Source organism: Bacillus sp. FSL R5-0585 (assembly GCF_038004545.1).
Lineage (GTDB): Bacteria > Bacillota > Bacilli > Bacillales > Bacillaceae_G > Bacillus_A > Bacillus_A cereus.
Genome location: NZ_JBBORJ010000004.1, coordinates 1 through 16,974, shown reverse-complemented (window position 1 = coordinate 16,974; position 16,974 = coordinate 1). Strand labels below are relative to the sequence as shown.

Here is a 16,974-nt window from a genome sequence, read left to right as displayed (position 1 = left end):
ATGTACAAATAAAAATTTTTTAAAACTTTTGAAATATGTATATTCGACTTGTAAAGGAACTTTTCCTTCTCCATCGAAAAGTTTTATAAATATATTTCTATATTTATAAAACAAGGCACGATTTTAATCGTGCCTTGTTATTTTATTATGCAGCGTTTTCTACTAAGAAGTCTACAGCTTTACGCACTTTAAGATCTTCAGCTAAAGCATCTACGCTTCCAAGAGCTTGCTTGATAGCGTCTACTGGCATACCGTACATTTCAGCCATTTTTTCAACTTCTGCAGTTACTTCTTCTTCAGTAACTTCGATGTTTTCAGCTTCAATGATAGCTTCAAGAACAAGATTGATTCTTACACGTTTTTGTGCATCTTCTTTCATTTGCTCTTTTAATTTGTCAGCATCAGTACCTGTGAATTGGTAGTAAAGCTCAAGGTTCATACCTTGTTGGCTTAAACGTTGCTCGAATTCACGAACCATACGATCTAACTCAGTGTTGATCATAGCTTCTGGAATTTCGATTTCAGCGTTAGCAGCAGCTAATTCTACTACTTCGTCACGTACTTTGTGCTCAGCTTCGTGCTTTTTGCCTTCTTCTAAGTTTGTGCGAAGTTTTGCTTTTAATTCATCAAGAGTTGCAACCGCTTCGTCTGCTTCTTTAGCGAACTCGTCGTTTAACTCAGGAAGTTCTTTTGTTTTGATTTCGTGAATTGTTACTTTGAATGTTGCTGGTTTGCCAGCTAATTCAGCAGCATGGTACTCTTCTGGGAATGATACTTCAACGTCTTTAGACTCACCAGATTTAAGACCGATTACTTGCTCTTCGAAACCTGGGATGAATGTACCAGAACCGATTGCTAGAGAGTAGTTTTCGCCTTTTCCGCCTTCAAATGCTTCGCCATCAACGAAACCTTCGAAGTCGATTACAGCTGTATCACCGTTTTCAACAGTTCCTTCTTCTTTAACAACTAGTTCAGCTTGACGTTCTTGTAAAGATTTTAATTCGTTCTCTACATCTTCGTCAGTTACAGTTGTTTCAACTTTTTCTACTGCTAAACCTTTGTACTCACCTAATTTAACTTCAGGTTTCACTGTAACTTTTGCAGTGAAGATAAGGTTAGCATTTTTTTCGAACTTCTCGATGTCGATTTCAGGATGATCAACTGGGAAGATACCAGCTTCTTCAATCGCTTCACCGTATGCTTTTGGTAAAATGATATCTAAAGCATCTTGGTATAAAGATTCAATACCAAAGCGTTGTTCGAATAATGGACGAGGCATTTTTCCTTTACGGAAACCTGGTACGTTAATTGTTTTTACTACTTTTTTGAACGCAGCGTCGATAGAGTTGTTTACTTCTTTAGCATCAACTTCGATTGTTAAAACGCCAACGTTACCTTCTAATTTTTCCCATTTTGTAGACATTTATTCTTTCCCTCCAACTATAATAATGTATGCACATACCTCTATAGATTAAGATCTTCATTATCTCTTTTTTGAAATAACAAATACACAAATAATCCTCTAGCAAAAGCTTTCAGATATAATGTTCCAATCTACTAATTGCCCAGAAGACAACTACGGTATATTTTGTTCGAGAATAATATGAAACATATTAAGTAAGAGAATTACACTTCTCTTCTCTTACAAACAGGCAGTTTTCTGCCTTTTGCAACCCTTACATTATAACATAGAATATGCTCGTTTCAAGAACTGAACGATTCTTTTTCATAATTATACGGGCAAATATCCTTCTCTTTCAACACGTAATAACCATTGATAGGCAATATGAAACTCTTCCAATTCGATATTGTATGCTGCCATAAGCTCTTCTTCATCAATAGCCAATCCGAAACGCTTTCTTCCAATTCTCTCTAAAACAGCTGACCAAATCTCTTCCTTATCCATTAATAGAGCAAATGGGAAAACACTAATTTGCAATTCTTTCCAATATGTAACCATTGCTTCAAATATATCGGGATAATTTTGCTCTAATCGACTTGATAATTTATGTATAATGTTATTGGATTGCTCCTCATTATGACCTGTAAATGCTGGAATTACCTTAATCGTATTCCCAAACTTTTCTACCTCTATTTCCTCTTCTACCTGACTTTCTATCATTTTATACAAAATAGAAGTTTTCAAATAGGGGTGTTGCTCTTCTTCTATTAAAAATTTCTTTAAAGCAGGTAATGCAAGATCTAAGTCTTTTAACGAAAGTCGCTGAATCGCTCTTAGCTTCTGTCCAAAGTTTTCTCCAAAAATTTCATTAGTAAACTCATCCAACTCAAAATTTGAATCCACTAGCGATGCGTCTCCCTCATTGAGCATACCTTCTGCAAATAAAGCAAGTTGCGCTAATTTTTCCTTTTGATCAGGCATTATATCTTTCGTTTGTAAAACCTTTTCAACAGTTTCAATAACACCTTCATAATCATTTGTTTGAACTAAAATAGTCACGTACGTTTCAAGAATATCACCAAATAAGACAACTCCTGTTTTAAGCAACTGTTCACATTTGTCTTTCGCTTCTTCCATACGTTTTAATTCGAGTAAACAAATAACTGAAGCTAATTCCGTTTGTTCCGTTTCCGCATTATACTGACGTAATATTTCAAAGCAGCGCAATGCATCTTCGAACTTCCGCTCTTTCAGCGCTAAAAAACCTTCATCAATATAGCGCTCTGATAGTTGTGGAAACAATACGACCGTATTTTCTTTTTTATCCATACGTCCGCCTCTTTTTCTTGATTTTAATTATGTTCAAAGTAAATATATCAAATGCGTAATGAGAACACAACATCCCAAAACCATTTGTTTGAAATATAAAAATATTTAATTTTTATATTCCAATACGAATAAATCTCTACTAAAAATTAAAATTGTACAAATAAAAATCCCCAGCAACAAGCGCAGAGGATTCATCATTAATGGAAAGCTTTTATAATTGTGGGGTATATTACAAGGGTAATAATTTGGAGAACAATAATTGCCATAACAATCATGCTAAAATAGAAGATTGGTTTACTTCGCTTCATTAAAAACATAATAATAAGCATCGTACAAGCAAACAAACTTAAGAAGAACAAACTTGTTGTCGAACTAAGTATACCACTTGGGACAAAGAACAATAACACTACACTACAAGTACCTATAATTCCAAATAACCATTCCATTCATTCACTCATTCCCTTTCCCTCTTATGGCTGTTTTCTCTAAGCAATCAAATGTTTCACAACATCAACTACATACGTTAATTTCTCATACGCTACAAATCCAAAAGCAACCGTTAAGCCCGTTACAACTAAACCTTTCATCATTTCTGCCTCCTCGTTTTATCGTTGTTATCTTCATTATAAAAGATTAGCAATTTGTTACCATCGAACTACCTTACAGTTACCTTACAGAATTGTAAGATTTCAAAAAGAGATTGAAAAACACCTCATATCACTTGAGGTGCTTTCACGGAATTTATTTATAATCACTTGCAAAATTAACTTTTTTCTCTTGGTTATTTTTCGGCGAATCGACTCTTAAACTAATAGATTTACTAAATGATTTAGGATCAAAATAATTATTCATTACTTTTCTTAACTTACCTTCAGATATTTTCGTATTACAAGAAAACAAAGGATGAAAATCATGTTAATATATTTTTGTACAATTAAGAATTTAATTTACAAGGGGGATTATATATGTTTAAAAAAATGGCCACAGATGTATTAGGACTAAGCGATGTAGGTTCTGTTATTACACCTAAAGACTATGATAAGGTCGATGCCGATGATTATGTAATGCATGAAGATGGGGAGAAAATTTACTTTCTAATTAAATCGAAATCAGATGAATATTGCTTCACAAACAAAGGGTTAATTCACTTAGACGGTACAAGCGCAACAAGTAAAAAACGTACACTACGCCGCTTTAGTTATAGTAAATACCAAATTAAAAACGTAGCACTTGAAACTGCAGGAACGATTGATTTAGATGTAGAAATTAAGTTTCAAATGGGCGATGAACATTACTCAATTGATGTTCATAAAAAACATATTGAAGAATTAAAAGATTTATATAAGGCTTTACTTAAAATCGAAGAAATTTCATACGACAACGATATTACATTACAATATGCACATAAAAGTTTAGATATGGCATCTAATGCCTTTAGCCGCATTTCAAACGCACAAGTAAATTTAGCAGAGCAATTTAAAGAAATGAACGAGATTGCCTTTAACTGGCTTGTTGATACGAAGAAACAATATAATGTGAAAGATTATGGTTTTGTATTTGAGAAGTTTATTAATAACTAAACAGAAAACCTTGTTATCAAAAGATAACAAGGTTTTTGTAGCGTACCAGGAGAAATTCGAGCTCCCGCTTCGTCTTTAACCAAAATATATAAACGCTAGTATAATTCGTTTATTGAATCGTTCATTGTTTCGGTTAACTAACCATTTGTTAAAATTCTGCCTTATTATATACCTTATCGTCAAGATGAAGCTTTTTCCTATTATAATGTCTCTATTTCTAAATCTACTTCTAATTCTAGAGCTTCGTCACATGCTTTAAATAACATTTCAAACATGTCTTTACCACCACTTGTGTAAAAGTAGTTAGATAGATCTGTTATATTTGTTGAAGATTTATCTCTCCATGGTAGTTGCTTAGATAAACCTTCAATGTCCCACACTACTTCTGATGGTGAGAATAGTTTTAATTTTTCACGAGCTTCTTTCGCTTCCTCAATCGCCTTTAGGATATTTTGAAGTGTTAACCTTCCATCTTTATAAAGTATTTTATAAGAAGATTATATTATGTCTGGTTATTTCACTGTGCCCAATATTTGAAATTACTAACAGAGAGAATGAATGCAATTAGTTACATAATTGAAAATAAATTTTTTACACAAATGTTGAGAAATATTGAAATTCAATTCCCATCAAATTCTATTCTTGCTATCATTATTTATAAGAATATTCAAAAAGGGGTGGGATTTCATGGACGTTCTAATAAAGGGGAATGAACAAATTTCAAAACTACTTAACAGATGGTATCAAGAAATACGTTCACGTAATATAGATAATGCCCATTGTTTAAAAGAAGAAATTAATTCGATCATTCACACTAACGAAGCAGACCCAAAATTGTTACTCTACTATTACCTTTTAGATTTCGGTTATAAATATTTAGTGGATAATTTAAGTATTTCAAAAAATAGCTTTGATAAAATTGAATCTTTTAATATTCCCACAGATAACTTTTTATCTTACTACTACCATTTTTATAAGGCTATTCATTCTAACGCAATCGGTAATTATAGCCTTGCTAAAGAACATTATGATACAGCAGAAATTTTACTTAAACACATTCCTGATGAACTTGAAAAAGCAGAATTTCATTATAACTTAGCAACATATCATTATCATATTTATCAAGCACTTTTAGCCATTAAGCACAGTACAAAAGCTAGGGACATATTTTCTAAACATGAAAGCTATGAATTAAAAACAGCCTATTGCGATAATTTATTAGGATTAGCTTGTACGCATTTAAGAGAATTTGAACTAGCTGAAGAATACTTTGTTACTGCAATGAACACATTCCAAAAGCAAAAAAATGAGAAAGCAATCTTACTAGTTCGCCATAATTTAGGCTTAATGTATGCGAGTCAAAACCTCTCTATTTCGGCAATTCGATACCTTTCAGAAGTTGTCGAAAAGAAACCTCATAATTATAAAGCTATTTTTGTTAAAGCCAAGGAACACGTCAAGCTAGATGAAGAAGAAATTGCATCTCAACTCATTGAAAAAGGTTTAACTATCTGCAATGAATTAGGAAATCAAGAATATCAATACCGCTTTACAATTCTAAGAAAAATTAATAAAAAAGTTACTGCCGAAAAATTAGAACAAGCTGTGCTAGCAGGAATGAACTACTTTAAAAACGAAAGATTATGGGAGTATGTCCAAGAATACGCGGAAGCAGTCGCAGTCCAATTTCATAACGAAGGAAACTTTGAACAAGGAAGTAAATATTTCTATTTAAGTTATGAAGCTAAAAAAGAAATTTTTAAAAAGGAGGCGTTAAAGTGAAGAAAGTATTATTAGGAATGCTATTGATTACACTTGTAACAATAGGCACACATACCTCAGTTAACACTCAAACAACTATTAATATTATACAAAGTTTAGCTGATGGTGATACAGGTTGATTTATTAAAAACATAGGACGCTTACCTATTCTTAGGACAGCGTTCTTTTTTATCTAACTTTAACTTTGAAAGGGTTAAACAACGAAAATGTTTAGCGGACTAACAATAGAGACAATAGGCAAGTTTGCACCTGTATTCACTACAATTATAGCCACCTTACTTATACCAGCTGTATTATATAGTGTTAATCAATTTGTAATAGCGGCAACAACTAAGGAAATTGATAAATTGTATTTAAATAAAGCCACACTAGTAAAATTGAATTTTTGGAATGTAATTTTATTTACACTGTTAGGTGCTATTTTATATCTATTTGCTGCTGTGTTTTTAACTTTGGATTATATGATAACCTTAATAAAACTTGGCGTAACAACGAAAAAGTTTGGTACATCGGAGGAGCTTTAATTATTAGTGTTATTCTATTAGTTGTACTATATTTTCTGTTTTTGTTTTCTCTGCATAAAAACAAGAAGTTTAATATTATTCTTAAAGTTTTAATTTCCCTTCAAATCATAAGTAGTGTAATTATTTTTTCCTATCTCATTACTATTCAAATTTTTAGGAAATGGAATTATGAGATGATACCTTCCATAGTACTTCTTATTTTAATTTTGGCATGTATACAAACCCCAATGAATAACCTAACAAGAAATAAGAAACCTTCACAATATATTATTACTATAGTAGCCGAAGAAAAATTAGAAACTTTAATCCACGGTTACACAATTGATGAAAAACGAACGGTTTGTTTTGTAGAAGGCATAAAATCCGATGAGGTTTTTTATGTATGTGATTTTTCATCAAAGTTTTTTTGAAGCATACAAAAAAATCTGAAGAACATGTGACTGCTAATCCAGCAACATCTGCCAACAACACCCCCAATTGTTAGACATAACTAACAATTGGGGGTGTATTTTTTATTTAACGCACAATTATCTCGAGCGCTTTACCGATTGTTAGGTTGAACGTATAACGATTTTCTGCAGTCTCTTTCTTTCGCTGATCACTTTTCAATCTATCCCCCAAAATATTCGATAAGTTCTCACTAATCATTAAAGAATCACATTTTTTGAAAAAAAAAAGCCCCCTAACTCGTTAGCGACCGCACATTGTACGATTCAACTTACGAATTAGAGAGCTTATATATTGCCGACTTTGAAGTCATCGCAAAAGGTTTTGTTAGTGTCCCAGGAGAGATTCGAACTCCCGCTCCGCCCATTTCCGTACTATTTTATATATTTTGATCGCAGTCTTAATATATCTTCTCCTTCGCGAATGCCTGCCGATCCCTTCCTCACATTTTTTACGACAGTCCAATTCGGGTTAGTTTCATCACCGATGTTCTGCACTGTAAAATTGCCATCACCATATTTTCGGTGGCCTTCTGCCAATTTCTCCGTTAAATCATTCTCATTTGATCTCGCCATCTTTGCGCCATCTCCCTTTTTTATACGACCTTCTTAAACCATCTAACCAATCACAGGTCCAGTCAATTGGAGATTCTCATTTTCCGCTTTTATTAATTGTAACACACTGCCGGGGATAAGTTCCGATAACTGCTGCTCAACCGTACTAGAATGGTAAAGAGTTTTATAATATTGTAAATAAACAATTAAGAGAATCTGGATATGGATTTGAGTTCCATCATAAACCTATTAATTCTTTAAATTAAATAAGATGAATAGGGCGCATAAATGGCGCTCTTTTTATTTAAGAAAAAGAAGTACATATGCAACTGCTTAGTATCAAAGGAAAGGTCGCAGATATTAAGCATGAACTACACTTATAACCCAAACAAAAAACCTTGTTATCAAAAGATAACAAGGTTTTGTTAGCGTCCCAGGAGAGATTCGAACTCCCGACCGTACGCTTAGAAGGCGTATGCTCTATCCGGCTGAGCTACTGGGACATGGAGCGGGTGAAGAGAATCGAACTCTCGACCAGAGCTTGGAAGGCTCTTGTTTTACCACTAAACTACACCCGCATATGTTATTTCATTTTCTTCGTTAGCGCCGTTGCCCTATCGACAATATTTATTATATGTATAACCACACATAAAGTCAACACCTTTTTTAAAAGAGGATAAATTTTCTTATCCTCTTTTAAAAATTGCCTGTTCAACTAGTTGTCCGTCTAACGTTTCAAAACGAACTTCCATTTGATTTTCATCCATTTCTAATAAAGCAAATGTCTTTTCTACACGCTGACGTGGTAATAAAATACTGCCTGGATTAATAAATAAAACGCCCTCGATTAATTCCGCACCTAATACGTGAGAATGTCCGAAGCATGCAACTTGCGCTCCCACTTCTTCAGCATGGTACGCTAGCGTTTGTAATGTCATTTTTACATTATGTCGATGCCCATGTACAACTAAGAAGCGAATTCCATCTACATCAGTTACAATTTCATCTTGAAAGTTAGCATAATCACAATTTCCTTTTACAACATGGAAACCTTGCAGCTCTTCATGAGCAGGCGTTAGCTCTGAATCACCGCAATGAATCATGATATCTACTTTCCCTTCATACTTCTCTTTTAACTGCTGTAATTCCTTCACAGAGCTATGACTATCGCTTACGATTAAAGCTTTCATCAATCTCTCTCCCTTATTCTCCTAAAAACCATTCAGGGATTTTTTCTTCTAGCTTACGAAGAGCACGTCCGCGGTGACTAATAGCATTTTTTTCATCTGAACTTAATTCCGCCATTGCTTTTTTGTATTCTTCCACATAAAAGATCGGATCGTATCCAAAGCCATTTTCTCCGCGGCGTTGTTCTAAAATAAATCCTTCACATGTCCCGTTTACAATGACAGGCTTTTTATCACCTTCAGGGAAAGCTACTGCTAATGCACAGTAGAAGCGAGCTTTACGCTTATCAAACGGTATTTCATTTAATTCTTGTAAAACTTTATCAATATTCGCTTGATCATCTTTTGGCTCTCCAGCAAAACGAGCTGAATACACGCCTGGTTTCCCGTTTAACGCATCTACAATAAGACCTGAATCATCCGCAATTACAATTGCATTCAACTGTCTACTCAAGCTATCCGCTTTTAAGATCGCATTTTCTTCAAATGTTTCACCAGTTTCTTCGACTTCTTCAATATGAGGAAAATCGTGTAATGATTTCACTTCTAAATCAAATCGCTCAAATAACTCAGCAAATTCACGTACTTTCCCCATATTTTTTGTCGCTACAACAACTTGTTTCATACTTTCCACCTCTACTCTATATGAGATACGATGTCACCTAACGCTTCTTTTTGCATATCAATCAGTTGGAAAATGCCTTGTTCTGCTGCATCAAGTAATTCATTTAACTGTGCTCTACTAAACGTCGCTTCTTCTCCAGTTCCTTGCACTTCAACGAACTGACCTTTTCCAGTCATAATTACATTCATATCAACGTCTGCTTTAGAATCTTCTGCATAGTTTAAATCTAAAACAACACCTTGCTCTTCAACAATTCCTACTGATGTTGCTGCTAAATAATCTTTTACTGGAATTTTAGATACTTTTTCTGCTTGTAATAATTTCTCGAAAGCTAATACCATCGCTACATATGCACCTGTAATAGAAGCTGTTCTCGTTCCACCATCTGCTTGGATGACATCACAGTCAATCCAAACTGTTCTCTCGCCAAGCGCTTCTAAATCAACTACCGCACGTAATGCTCGTCCTATTAAGCGCTGGATTTCCATTGTACGTCCTGTTACTTTCCCTTTGCTTGACTCCCTAATTGTACGTTGTTCTGTCGCACGTGGAATCATCGCATATTCAGCTGTTACCCAGCCCTTTCCTTCTCCACGCATAAATGGCGGGACACGCTCTTCAATTGTCGCTGAGCAAATTACCTTTGTATCCCCAACCTCAATTAACACTGATCCTTCTGGATGTTTTAAATAATTCGTATGAATATGTATATGGCGTAATTCTGTTTTCTCTCTACCATCTACTCGCATAAAAATAACCTCCTCATAACTACTTGTTAGTATAGCCAAATTTAAATGTATGATATGTATACAATAAAAGAAGAGGAACCCAAAAAGCAATTCCTCTTTCTTACTTAAGTATATCAAATTATTGACGATTAAAAACTACCTGTATTCACGTTTTCTGGACGATCTACAGGTTTTATTAACTTTCCGCCCTTTTCATCTATAAGATTTGCTTTTCCATTCACTTCAATAGAAATATTTTTCACACCTTTCTTTTCTGTTAAAGATAAAACTAACGACTTCAATACGTAATTTGAGATCATATTTTTATCTGGGTTTACAAATATATTTTCATTAAAGTTTAATGTAAGATTTCCGTCTTGTAATTTCGGATTCGTAATAAGCTTAACGCCTGGATTAAAATCATTCAGGAGCGATTGATGGATCGGACCTTTTACAAGTTCATCTATAATTGTTGCATAGTCATTTTCTTTACCTTCCGCAACGCGGCGTGTGACTGGTACGTAGTATTGCTGTTTATTATTATTTTGCGCCATAAAATACAGTGTGACTGGTTTTGTATTTGTTACATCTGCTACTTGTTCATCATCGAAGTTAATACCATTTGCACGGCTCACTCCTTCACCAAGCGGTGTACCACCAACCGGCATCTTTGCCAATTTCTCACCATTTATTTGGAACTGCACTTGTTTTATCTCTGTAAATTGCGTCAACGTCCAAGCTATAGATTCAACGATTTGACGCTCTTCTTCTTTCGCATAGTTTTTCATTTCTTTAGAGAAATCAATAACTGCCGTTCCGTCCTTTTTCAAATCTAAGGTCATCGTTGTATTCGCCGGAATGACTGCACGAAACCCATTCGGTAATAAATTTGTTACCGGTCCATCTTTCACAAGGTATTCTAACGTTTGCTTCACAGTCTCATTTGCTTTCGGAGTAGGTATAGCTAACGTTTGTGGTACAACATAACCATTTTTATCAACAAGGTATAGTTCTCTATTTACCATTTGCCCTTGCTTATCTTTTTTAGCTACTTCTTTCTTCCCACCCTCTGTATACGTAACTTGTTTTGGCGGATCAATTTGTTCAGTTGCTTTCTCTTGATTTATAAAGCCACACCCTGTTAGTAAAACAGCACTCACAGTAGCACCAACAACCCATTTAAAAGTGGATTTAGGCATGCCATTCCCCCCTAAAATCTAAGTTTGTACTATTATGTATACGAGCTGTTTCACGTTTTAGAACAAGCTGCGCCTCTTATAAATTGAAACTTTAATCAACAGGGGTCTTACTCCCCAGCAAATAGCAAGATAAAACAAAAACTCCTGATTTCTCAGGAGCTCACTTATATAAATTCTACTATTATTCTTTTTCTAAATGAATATGCTTCACATTTTCAATCGGTTGACCGAACCATTTTGATGCAATTTCTTTAAACAAGCCTATTTTTCCTGTTGTTAAGAAGAGATGATCGCTTTGTTCTTCTCCTTCATTCAACATTTTACTATGATATAAGATTGTACTTACTTCACGTGCTGTTTCATCACCAGAACTAATTAGTTGCACTTTATCTCCCATTACTTTTTTAATAACAGGTCCTAAAATCGGATAATGTGTACACCCCAATATAAGTGTATCAATATCGGTACTTTTCAGTGGTTGCAACGTTTCTCTTACAACTTCATACGCCATTTCACTTTCGAAATTCCCACTCTCTACAAGTTCAACGAAAGGTGGACAAGCTAAACTCTCTACCATAACACGGTTATTAATAGACTTTAACGCCTCTTCGTATGCACCACTTTTCACCGTTCCAATCGTTCCAATAATCCCAACGTGATACGTGTTTGTCACTTTTAAAGCTGTACGTGATCCTGGGTGAATAACTCCTACTACTGGAATTGGTAATTGTTTTTGCATCTCTTCTAATACAACTGCAGTTGCTGTATTACACGCAATAACTAACATTTTAATATTTAAATCTAGTAAATGCTCTGTCATTTCCCACGTAAATTGACGTACTTCTTCTCGAGAACGTGGACCATAAGGACAACGTGCTGTATCTCCTAAATATATGATACGCTCTTTCGGCAACTGACGAATTAATTCCTTCGCTACTGTTAAACCGCCAACTCCTGAATCGATAACACCGATTGCTCTATTCAACTTCATCACCCGTTTTCTCATTCATCATCTTTTATGTTTATCATTATATTTTACACACTTTAAGTTCGCTCACTTCAAATGCTTCTGTATGAAAATTTTCATTTTCCCATGTATAGACTAGGACCTTTTTTATTTTGCTCCTTTTTTTCGTAATTTGCAAGATAGAAAAATAACCGACCTTCTATAAGAAAGTCGGTTTCTTCTATATAAAGTGCATATTCATTGCTCCATCTTTTTTTGAAAAGAAGACATTCCCATTAATAAGAAGAAATGAGCAGCAATTAAAATGACGATCAAAATAAAATTCAATCGATAACTATTTGTAGATTCCATAATTTTGCTCGCTACAGCTGGTCCAAATGCCATACCGAAAAAGTTAATTAAATTATATAAACCAAGACCGACTCCAACTTTAGCTGGATTTAATGTTTTGGGGATAAATGTGTTTAATGATACTTGAATTGCCGAATAACTCATAAATGTTAAAATAACCGCAAATAAAATAAAGAGTAAGTTCCCGTCCGGAATAATCCCTAAAATTAAAAAGCCAATGATCATAGCTACAGAAGCTACATACATCATCTTCACATTCCCAAACGAAGGAATAATCTTTCCGGTAATAAAACTAGATACAATACCAAAGAGAGATGCAATAAACAATACAATTCCAATAACGAATGGAGACAATCCATGTCCTCTTCCTAACAGTAATGGTAATAATAATAAACTAGCACATAACGCCACATTAATGATAAATCCGACCGCTATTAAACGAAGTAATGGTTTATTTGTAAATAACTCAATATCAATAAACGGCGACTCTGTTCTCTTCATATGAGCCTTAAATAAAAATAGAAAAACAACAGATAACACAAAAAGCCAACTATTAATATTAACTCCTAATAAAATGGTCGTAATCAATACAAATAATAAAACTGCTCCAATGAAATCAAAGCGAAACACTTCATCTGTATGTCGCGCCTCTTCTGGCATAAATTTTACGAGTAAGAAAATACCAATCATTGAAATAACCATAAATAAAAATAAATACGGCCACCCTAACGTATTTGTAATTGCCCCACCTACTAAAGGTCCAATACCAACCGCTAATGCAATAGAAGAACTAATCATTGCTAACGCACCTGTTTTTTTAGCTGGAGCAACTAATTTCGCCACCGCAATCATACTAAGCGCAATAAACGCTGCTCCCCCGCTCGCCTGCACTAACCTTGCGAAAATGATAATTTCATAAGATTGATTCACAAATCCAACAATAGAACCAGCTACAAATATGATAATAGAAATAATTAATAGTCTTTTTACACTGTAACGATCAGCCAGCTTTCCATATATTACCGAACCAATACCGACAACTAAGGAATACCCTACTACAACCCAGCTTACTTTCGATTGACTAATTGATAAATCATTGGCAATATCCTCTAGCGCTACATTAAATAACACAGCGTTCATCGGTCCTAACAAAACAATAAAACATAATGTAAAAACAAACCATTTCGAATGGTTTCTTATATCTTTCCCCATGTGTAACACTCTCCTGATTGCAATTTTAAAACTGTCAAACTATAGATAAAAAAATGAAGTTATTTAAATGTTGTATCACCACTAAACAACTTCATTAAATGTGTAAAAGTTGCTAATTTATCGCGCGATAAAGTGAAACTTTAATCAGTGAGGTTTTTGTTCATCCCCCACTGATTATTAGCCCTCACCAATCGGGCTTTTACGGGCAGCCCAACCCCCACCTAACTTCTTTGCTTCCGCTGAATTTTGAGATGGGGGTCTTACTGCCCGGAAAATAGCGGGGTAAATTGAATTCGAAACGAAACACGTATGTTGTTCGATATTCATGGAACTATCATAGTTTCAGCATTACAGTTTGTCAACGAAAAATATACAAAGTAAACTAATTAAGTCTTTTTAGTTTACTTTGTTCAAAAGTTATTATACACTAATTTCGAAGCCGATATAAGGAGGACTGGCATGATTATTAAAATTTACATTTTTTAACTTAATAAAATGAAACGCATACAGAACTTTTATATAGAAGAGACATTATAGGGGGATTATGATGAAGAGAAAAATGTTAGTTGTATTAACAAGCGTAGAAAAATATCCAAATTTAAATAGGGCTACCGGACTTTGGCTTGGTGAAGCTGTACATTTCGTAAAAAAAGTAGAAGAAGCGGGTTACGAAGTTGATTACGTCAGTCCACAAGGCGGTTATACACCAATTGATCCACATAGTTTAGCAATGGCGGAGAGCATCGATTGGGAATGGTATCAAAAGAAAGAGTTTATGAATCGCCTCGGTTCTACAATGAAACCAAGTGAAGTGAATCCAGAAGACTACGCTGTTATTTATTACGCAGGTGGCCACGGGGTTATTTGGGACTTCCCAGAAAATAAAGAACTTCAAAATATTAGCCGCAATATTTATGAAAACGGCGGAATTGTTTCTTCCGTTTGTCATGGAGCTGCTGGTTTATTTCATATTACATTAAGCAATGGGGATCGTTTAATTAGCGATAAGAAGGTAACAGGCTTTTCAAATGAAGAAGAAAAATTAGCTGAATTAGATCAATTCGTTCCATTTTTAACAGAAGATGAACTCATTAAAAATGGAGGACTTTACGAAAAAGCCGCGCAACCGTGGGAAGCTTATGCTCTAGAAGATAATCGTGTTATCACTGGTCAAAACCCAGCTTCAGGTGGTCCAGTAGCCGAATTAGTATTAAAACAGTTGCAAAAATAATATGTACTAAAAAAGCAGATTCTCCTCTATTAAGGGAGATCTGCTTTTTTACGAAATCATTTGCAAAATAGCAATAACTTGTTTTTCAATTTCAGAATCATCAATTGCTTCTATATACTCTGGTTTAAAAAGTTGATACTTCTTTAGTTGATAAAAATCAAGTATCGCTTTCTTTAACGTAATATCGTACTGAATACAAAAAGAATGATCTATAATACGTCTTAACATCACATCATCTTGTACCATAAATAATTGTGCATTCATTTTATTAAAATAACCTTGTTCCATACCCGCTTCAAAAAACATTTGCAAATTATGATTACGATTTTGTTGGGCAGCGACTAATTGATCCGACAAATGCGGATATGCTTCTTTCAAATCTTGCAAAAAAACATCCGAAATATATGTCACACATTTTAAAGAATGGATAAACGTCTTTTGGAAACGTTCTGTAAATGACATACTTTCATCTTGATTATCCGCATCACCTTCGAGTAGATAGTTCATGAAATCCTCTACTACCGCCTCAATAATTTCATCTTTCGAAGAAAAACGTTTATATAAAGTAGCTTTACTAATATCCATATATTTCGCTATTTCATCTATTTTCAATTGGCTAAAACTTGTCTTTCTAATAATGGGCTTTATTTTATTAATATAAGTATTTGCACATGCGACTTTTCTCATTTAAAAGAGCCTCCCCTTTTGTCCATACAAAATAGTATAGCAAATTCACGAATGATTATAAATGAAGTTATTATACTCATTATGCCTTTTTAGTTTATTACATTTTCATATACTATACATAAAAAACTATAATCAATTATTACCAACTGGACGGTTACAAACCAATTTTGAGGCGGGAATTTTAGAATAAAGTGAAACTTTATTCAGTGGGAGTTTTGTTCATCCCCCACTGATTATTAGCCCTCACCAATCGCGGTCCTACCACCTGGAAAATAGAGGTATAAAAATACCCACTACCTTTGTTAGTAGCGGGTACTTTTTCTATAATTTATTTACAGCCCTTTTTATAGCCTTACCTATTTCCACGCTAGACTGTGGATTTTGTCCTGTAATTAAATGACCATCTACTACTACATGCGGCGTAAAATTGGGTGCTACATAAAACAAAGCTCCTTCTTCTTTCAACTTTCTTTCTAGCAAAAACGGAACGCGCTTTTCTAAATGTACAGCTCTTTCTTCATCGTTTGTATAACCTGTTATACGCTTACCCGCAACAAAAAACGAGCCATCCTTATTTTTCACACCGACTAAAGAGCTTACTCCGTGACAAACAGCCGCTACAATCCGGTTATTGTTATACATATTCTCAATCAAATTTGCTACATATGGATTACCTGGAAAATCTACAATCGCCCCGTGCCCACCACCAAATAAAACCGCATCATAATCCGAAAAATGAACATTTGAAATCAGCCTCGTATTTTGCAATAAAGAAGCTACATGCTTGAATTCGCGAGGTATACCATTCGGAATAGACACTCTATCTATAGGTACTCTCCCGCCTTTTATTGACACAATATCAACATCAAACTTAGCCTTTTTTAATACATGATAAGGAGCTGCGAGCTCTTCAAGCCACAAACCAGTCGGGTGTCCATTCATATCATGAGCACTTGTTGAAACTAACAGTATCCTTTTCAACATATCCCCTCCTTATTACCTATTTATGTATGAAACGTTTTTATCATTCATATAGCAAGTGAAGCAAACAAAAAAATAGCCGACTTTTATATAAAAGTCGGCTGCTTTCTTATAATTCGAGCTCTCCCATACGAAGAAGCTCCACAACTGCTTGTGAACGTCCTTTAACCCCTAGCTTTTGCATTGCG

Annotated in this window: 19 protein-coding genes, 2 tRNA genes and 2 pseudogenes; 7 read left to right on the top strand and 16 right to left on the bottom strand. The window is 34.5% G+C overall.

The genetic code is table 11. The features are described 5' to 3' along the window. Nucleotides 1-145 precede the first annotated feature (145 nt). From tig to MKY38_RS28780, 3 genes are all read right to left on the bottom strand, one after another. A complete protein-coding gene (tig, locus tag MKY38_RS28790; protein WP_000105215.1) occupies nucleotides 146-1,423 on the bottom strand; it encodes a trigger factor in 1,278 nt (425 codons plus the stop codon). 309 nt (nucleotides 1,424-1,732) lie between these two features. Next, nucleotides 1,733-2,731, bottom strand: coding sequence for a hypothetical protein (locus tag MKY38_RS28785; protein ID WP_065222797.1), 999 nt, complete (start codon nucleotides 2,729-2,731; stop codon nucleotides 1,733-1,735). A 197-nt stretch (nucleotides 2,732-2,928) separates the two neighbouring features. After that, a complete protein-coding gene (locus tag MKY38_RS28780; protein WP_001983650.1) occupies nucleotides 2,929-3,177 on the bottom strand; it encodes a hypothetical protein in 249 nt (82 codons plus the stop codon). A gap of 519 nt (nucleotides 3,178-3,696) precedes the next feature. On the opposite strand from MKY38_RS28780, the gene MKY38_RS28775 reads away from it, so the two are divergent. Beyond that, nucleotides 3,697-4,311, top strand: coding sequence for a PH domain-containing protein (locus MKY38_RS28775; RefSeq protein ID WP_065222796.1), 615 nt, complete (start codon nucleotides 3,697-3,699; stop codon nucleotides 4,309-4,311). Nucleotides 4,312-4,511: 200 nt separating this feature from the next. Here MKY38_RS28775 and MKY38_RS28770 read toward each other — a convergent pair whose 3' ends face one another. After that, the gene (locus MKY38_RS28770) at nucleotides 4,512-4,796 is read right to left on the bottom strand and encodes an Imm70 family immunity protein (protein WP_087944812.1); all 285 of its coding nucleotides are present in this window, start codon (nucleotides 4,794-4,796) and stop codon (nucleotides 4,512-4,514) included. Nucleotides 4,797-4,998: 202 nt separating this feature from the next. Here MKY38_RS28770 and MKY38_RS28765 point away from each other — a divergent pair, with 202 nt between their 5' ends. The 4 genes from MKY38_RS28765 (at nucleotide 4,999) to MKY38_RS28750 (ending at nucleotide 7,027) form a co-directional block, all read left to right on the top strand. After that, nucleotides 4,999-6,093 carry a response regulator aspartate phosphatase gene (locus tag MKY38_RS28765; RefSeq protein WP_000382781.1) on the top strand — a complete coding sequence of 365 codons (1,095 nt, stop codon included), beginning with the start codon at nucleotides 4,999-5,001 and terminating at the stop codon, nucleotides 6,091-6,093. Further along, complete coding sequence (locus MKY38_RS28760; RefSeq protein WP_000756803.1) at nucleotides 6,090-6,212, top strand: hypothetical protein; 123 nt, start codon at nucleotides 6,090-6,092, stop codon at nucleotides 6,210-6,212. Before MKY38_RS28765 ends, MKY38_RS28760 begins: the two co-directional genes overlap by 4 nt. Before the next feature lie 87 nt (nucleotides 6,213-6,299). Then, a complete protein-coding gene (locus MKY38_RS28755; RefSeq protein WP_033697427.1) occupies nucleotides 6,300-6,617 on the top strand; it encodes a hypothetical protein in 318 nt (105 codons plus the stop codon). Nucleotides 6,618-6,844: 227 nt separating this feature from the next. Then, on the top strand, nucleotides 6,845-7,027 hold the full coding sequence (locus MKY38_RS28750; protein ID WP_341050956.1) for a hypothetical protein: 183 nt from the start codon (nucleotides 6,845-6,847) through the stop codon (nucleotides 7,025-7,027). Between the two features lie 411 nt (nucleotides 7,028-7,438). On the opposite strand, the gene MKY38_RS28745 is transcribed toward MKY38_RS28750, so the two are convergent. After that, nucleotides 7,439-7,639, bottom strand: coding sequence for a hypothetical protein (locus MKY38_RS28745; protein ID WP_000124460.1), 201 nt, complete (start codon nucleotides 7,637-7,639; stop codon nucleotides 7,439-7,441). A 152-nt stretch (nucleotides 7,640-7,791) separates the two neighbouring features. Here MKY38_RS28745 and MKY38_RS29420 point away from each other — a divergent pair. Next, nucleotides 7,792-7,884, top strand: a pseudogene (locus tag MKY38_RS29420) (DUF6572 domain-containing protein); the annotation flags it as partial. Between the two features lie 163 nt (nucleotides 7,885-8,047). On the opposite strand, the gene MKY38_RS28740 reads toward MKY38_RS29420, so the two are convergent. The 8 genes from MKY38_RS28740 to MKY38_RS28705 form a co-directional block, all read right to left on the bottom strand. Next, nucleotides 8,048-8,121 (bottom strand) — tRNA-Arg (locus MKY38_RS28740). Nucleotide 8,122: 1 nt separating this feature from the next. Further along, nucleotides 8,123-8,196: transfer RNA gene (locus MKY38_RS28735), tRNA-Gly, on the bottom strand. A 108-nt stretch (nucleotides 8,197-8,304) separates the two neighbouring features. Next, nucleotides 8,305-8,808 carry a metallophosphoesterase gene (locus tag MKY38_RS28730; protein ID WP_065222781.1) on the bottom strand — a complete coding sequence of 168 codons (504 nt, stop codon included), beginning with the start codon at nucleotides 8,806-8,808 and terminating at the stop codon, nucleotides 8,305-8,307. A gap of 13 nt (nucleotides 8,809-8,821) precedes the next feature. Beyond that, nucleotides 8,822-9,430, bottom strand: coding sequence for an XTP/dITP diphosphatase (locus MKY38_RS28725; protein ID WP_000815939.1), 609 nt, complete (start codon nucleotides 9,428-9,430; stop codon nucleotides 8,822-8,824). Nucleotides 9,431-9,441: 11 nt separating this feature from the next. Continuing rightward, entirely contained in the window at nucleotides 9,442-10,179 is a 738-nt protein-coding gene (gene rph, locus MKY38_RS28720) for a ribonuclease PH (RefSeq protein ID WP_001261765.1), read from the bottom strand. A 128-nt stretch (nucleotides 10,180-10,307) separates the two neighbouring features. Beyond that, the gene (gerM, locus tag MKY38_RS28715; RefSeq protein WP_001126748.1) at nucleotides 10,308-11,357 is read right to left on the bottom strand and encodes a spore germination protein GerM; all 1,050 of its coding nucleotides are present in this window, start codon (nucleotides 11,355-11,357) and stop codon (nucleotides 10,308-10,310) included. Nucleotides 11,358-11,538: 181 nt separating this feature from the next. After that, the gene (gene racE, locus MKY38_RS28710; RefSeq protein ID WP_000774005.1) at nucleotides 11,539-12,348 is read right to left on the bottom strand and encodes a glutamate racemase; all 810 of its coding nucleotides are present in this window, start codon (nucleotides 12,346-12,348) and stop codon (nucleotides 11,539-11,541) included. A 213-nt stretch (nucleotides 12,349-12,561) separates the two neighbouring features. After that, entirely contained in the window at nucleotides 12,562-13,887 is a 1,326-nt protein-coding gene (locus MKY38_RS28705) for an MFS transporter (RefSeq protein WP_114556228.1), read from the bottom strand. A gap of 547 nt (nucleotides 13,888-14,434) precedes the next feature. On the opposite strand from MKY38_RS28705, the gene MKY38_RS28700 reads away from it, so the two are divergent. Then, nucleotides 14,435-15,118 carry a type 1 glutamine amidotransferase domain-containing protein gene (locus MKY38_RS28700; protein ID WP_065222779.1) on the top strand — a complete coding sequence of 228 codons (684 nt, stop codon included), beginning with the start codon at nucleotides 14,435-14,437 and terminating at the stop codon, nucleotides 15,116-15,118. A gap of 48 nt (nucleotides 15,119-15,166) precedes the next feature. Here the strand turns inward: MKY38_RS28700 and MKY38_RS28695 are convergent, their stop codons facing one another. From MKY38_RS28695 to gerE, 3 genes and pseudogenes are all read right to left on the bottom strand, one after another. Beyond that, a complete protein-coding gene (locus MKY38_RS28695; RefSeq protein ID WP_070180528.1) occupies nucleotides 15,167-15,805 on the bottom strand; it encodes a TetR/AcrR family transcriptional regulator in 639 nt (212 codons plus the stop codon). A 321-nt stretch (nucleotides 15,806-16,126) separates the two neighbouring features. Beyond that, nucleotides 16,127-16,789 carry a type 1 glutamine amidotransferase domain-containing protein gene (locus MKY38_RS28690; protein ID WP_065222778.1) on the bottom strand — a complete coding sequence of 221 codons (663 nt, stop codon included), beginning with the start codon at nucleotides 16,787-16,789 and terminating at the stop codon, nucleotides 16,127-16,129. 106 nt (nucleotides 16,790-16,895) lie between these two features. Further along, nucleotides 16,896-16,974 (bottom strand): annotated as a pseudogene (gene gerE, locus MKY38_RS28685) (spore germination transcription factor GerE); the annotation flags it as partial.

What these genes read in the sequence shown, in the direction of transcription:
- tig (WP_000105215.1), bottom strand. Translation starts at nt 1,423, where the DNA reads ATGTCTACAAAATGGGAAAAATTAGAAGGTAACGTTGGCGTTTTAACA.
- MKY38_RS28785 (WP_065222797.1), bottom strand. Translation starts at nt 2,731, where the DNA reads ATGGATAAAAAAGAAAATACGGTCGTATTGTTTCCACAACTATCAGAG.
- MKY38_RS28780 (WP_001983650.1), bottom strand. Translation starts at nt 3,177, where the DNA reads ATGGAATGGTTATTTGGAATTATAGGTACTTGTAGTGTAGTGTTATTG.
- MKY38_RS28775 (WP_065222796.1), top strand. Translation starts at nt 3,697, where the DNA reads ATGTTTAAAAAAATGGCCACAGATGTATTAGGACTAAGCGATGTAGGT.
- MKY38_RS28765 (WP_000382781.1), top strand. Translation starts at nt 4,999, where the DNA reads ATGGACGTTCTAATAAAGGGGAATGAACAAATTTCAAAACTACTTAAC.
- MKY38_RS28755 (WP_033697427.1), top strand. Translation starts at nt 6,300, where the DNA reads ATGTTTAGCGGACTAACAATAGAGACAATAGGCAAGTTTGCACCTGTA.
- MKY38_RS28750 (WP_341050956.1), top strand. Translation starts at nt 6,845, where the DNA reads ATGAATAACCTAACAAGAAATAAGAAACCTTCACAATATATTATTACT.
- MKY38_RS28745 (WP_000124460.1), bottom strand. Translation starts at nt 7,639, where the DNA reads ATGGCGAGATCAAATGAGAATGATTTAACGGAGAAATTGGCAGAAGGC.
- MKY38_RS28730 (WP_065222781.1), bottom strand. Translation starts at nt 8,808, where the DNA reads ATGAAAGCTTTAATCGTAAGCGATAGTCATAGCTCTGTGAAGGAATTA.
- MKY38_RS28725 (WP_000815939.1), bottom strand. Translation starts at nt 9,430, where the DNA reads ATGAAACAAGTTGTTGTAGCGACAAAAAATATGGGGAAAGTACGTGAA.
- rph (WP_001261765.1), bottom strand. Translation starts at nt 10,179, where the DNA reads ATGCGAGTAGATGGTAGAGAGAAAACAGAATTACGCCATATACATATT.
- gerM (WP_001126748.1), bottom strand. Translation starts at nt 11,357, where the DNA reads ATGCCTAAATCCACTTTTAAATGGGTTGTTGGTGCTACTGTGAGTGCT.
- racE (WP_000774005.1), bottom strand. Translation starts at nt 12,348, where the DNA reads ATGAAGTTGAATAGAGCAATCGGTGTTATCGATTCAGGAGTTGGCGGT.
- MKY38_RS28705 (WP_114556228.1), bottom strand. Translation starts at nt 13,887, where the DNA reads ATGGGGAAAGATATAAGAAACCATTCGAAATGGTTTGTTTTTACATTA.
- MKY38_RS28700 (WP_065222779.1), top strand. Translation starts at nt 14,435, where the DNA reads ATGAAGAGAAAAATGTTAGTTGTATTAACAAGCGTAGAAAAATATCCA.
- MKY38_RS28695 (WP_070180528.1), bottom strand. Translation starts at nt 15,805, where the DNA reads ATGAGAAAAGTCGCATGTGCAAATACTTATATTAATAAAATAAAGCCC.
- MKY38_RS28690 (WP_065222778.1), bottom strand. Translation starts at nt 16,789, where the DNA reads ATGTTGAAAAGGATACTGTTAGTTTCAACAAGTGCTCATGATATGAAT.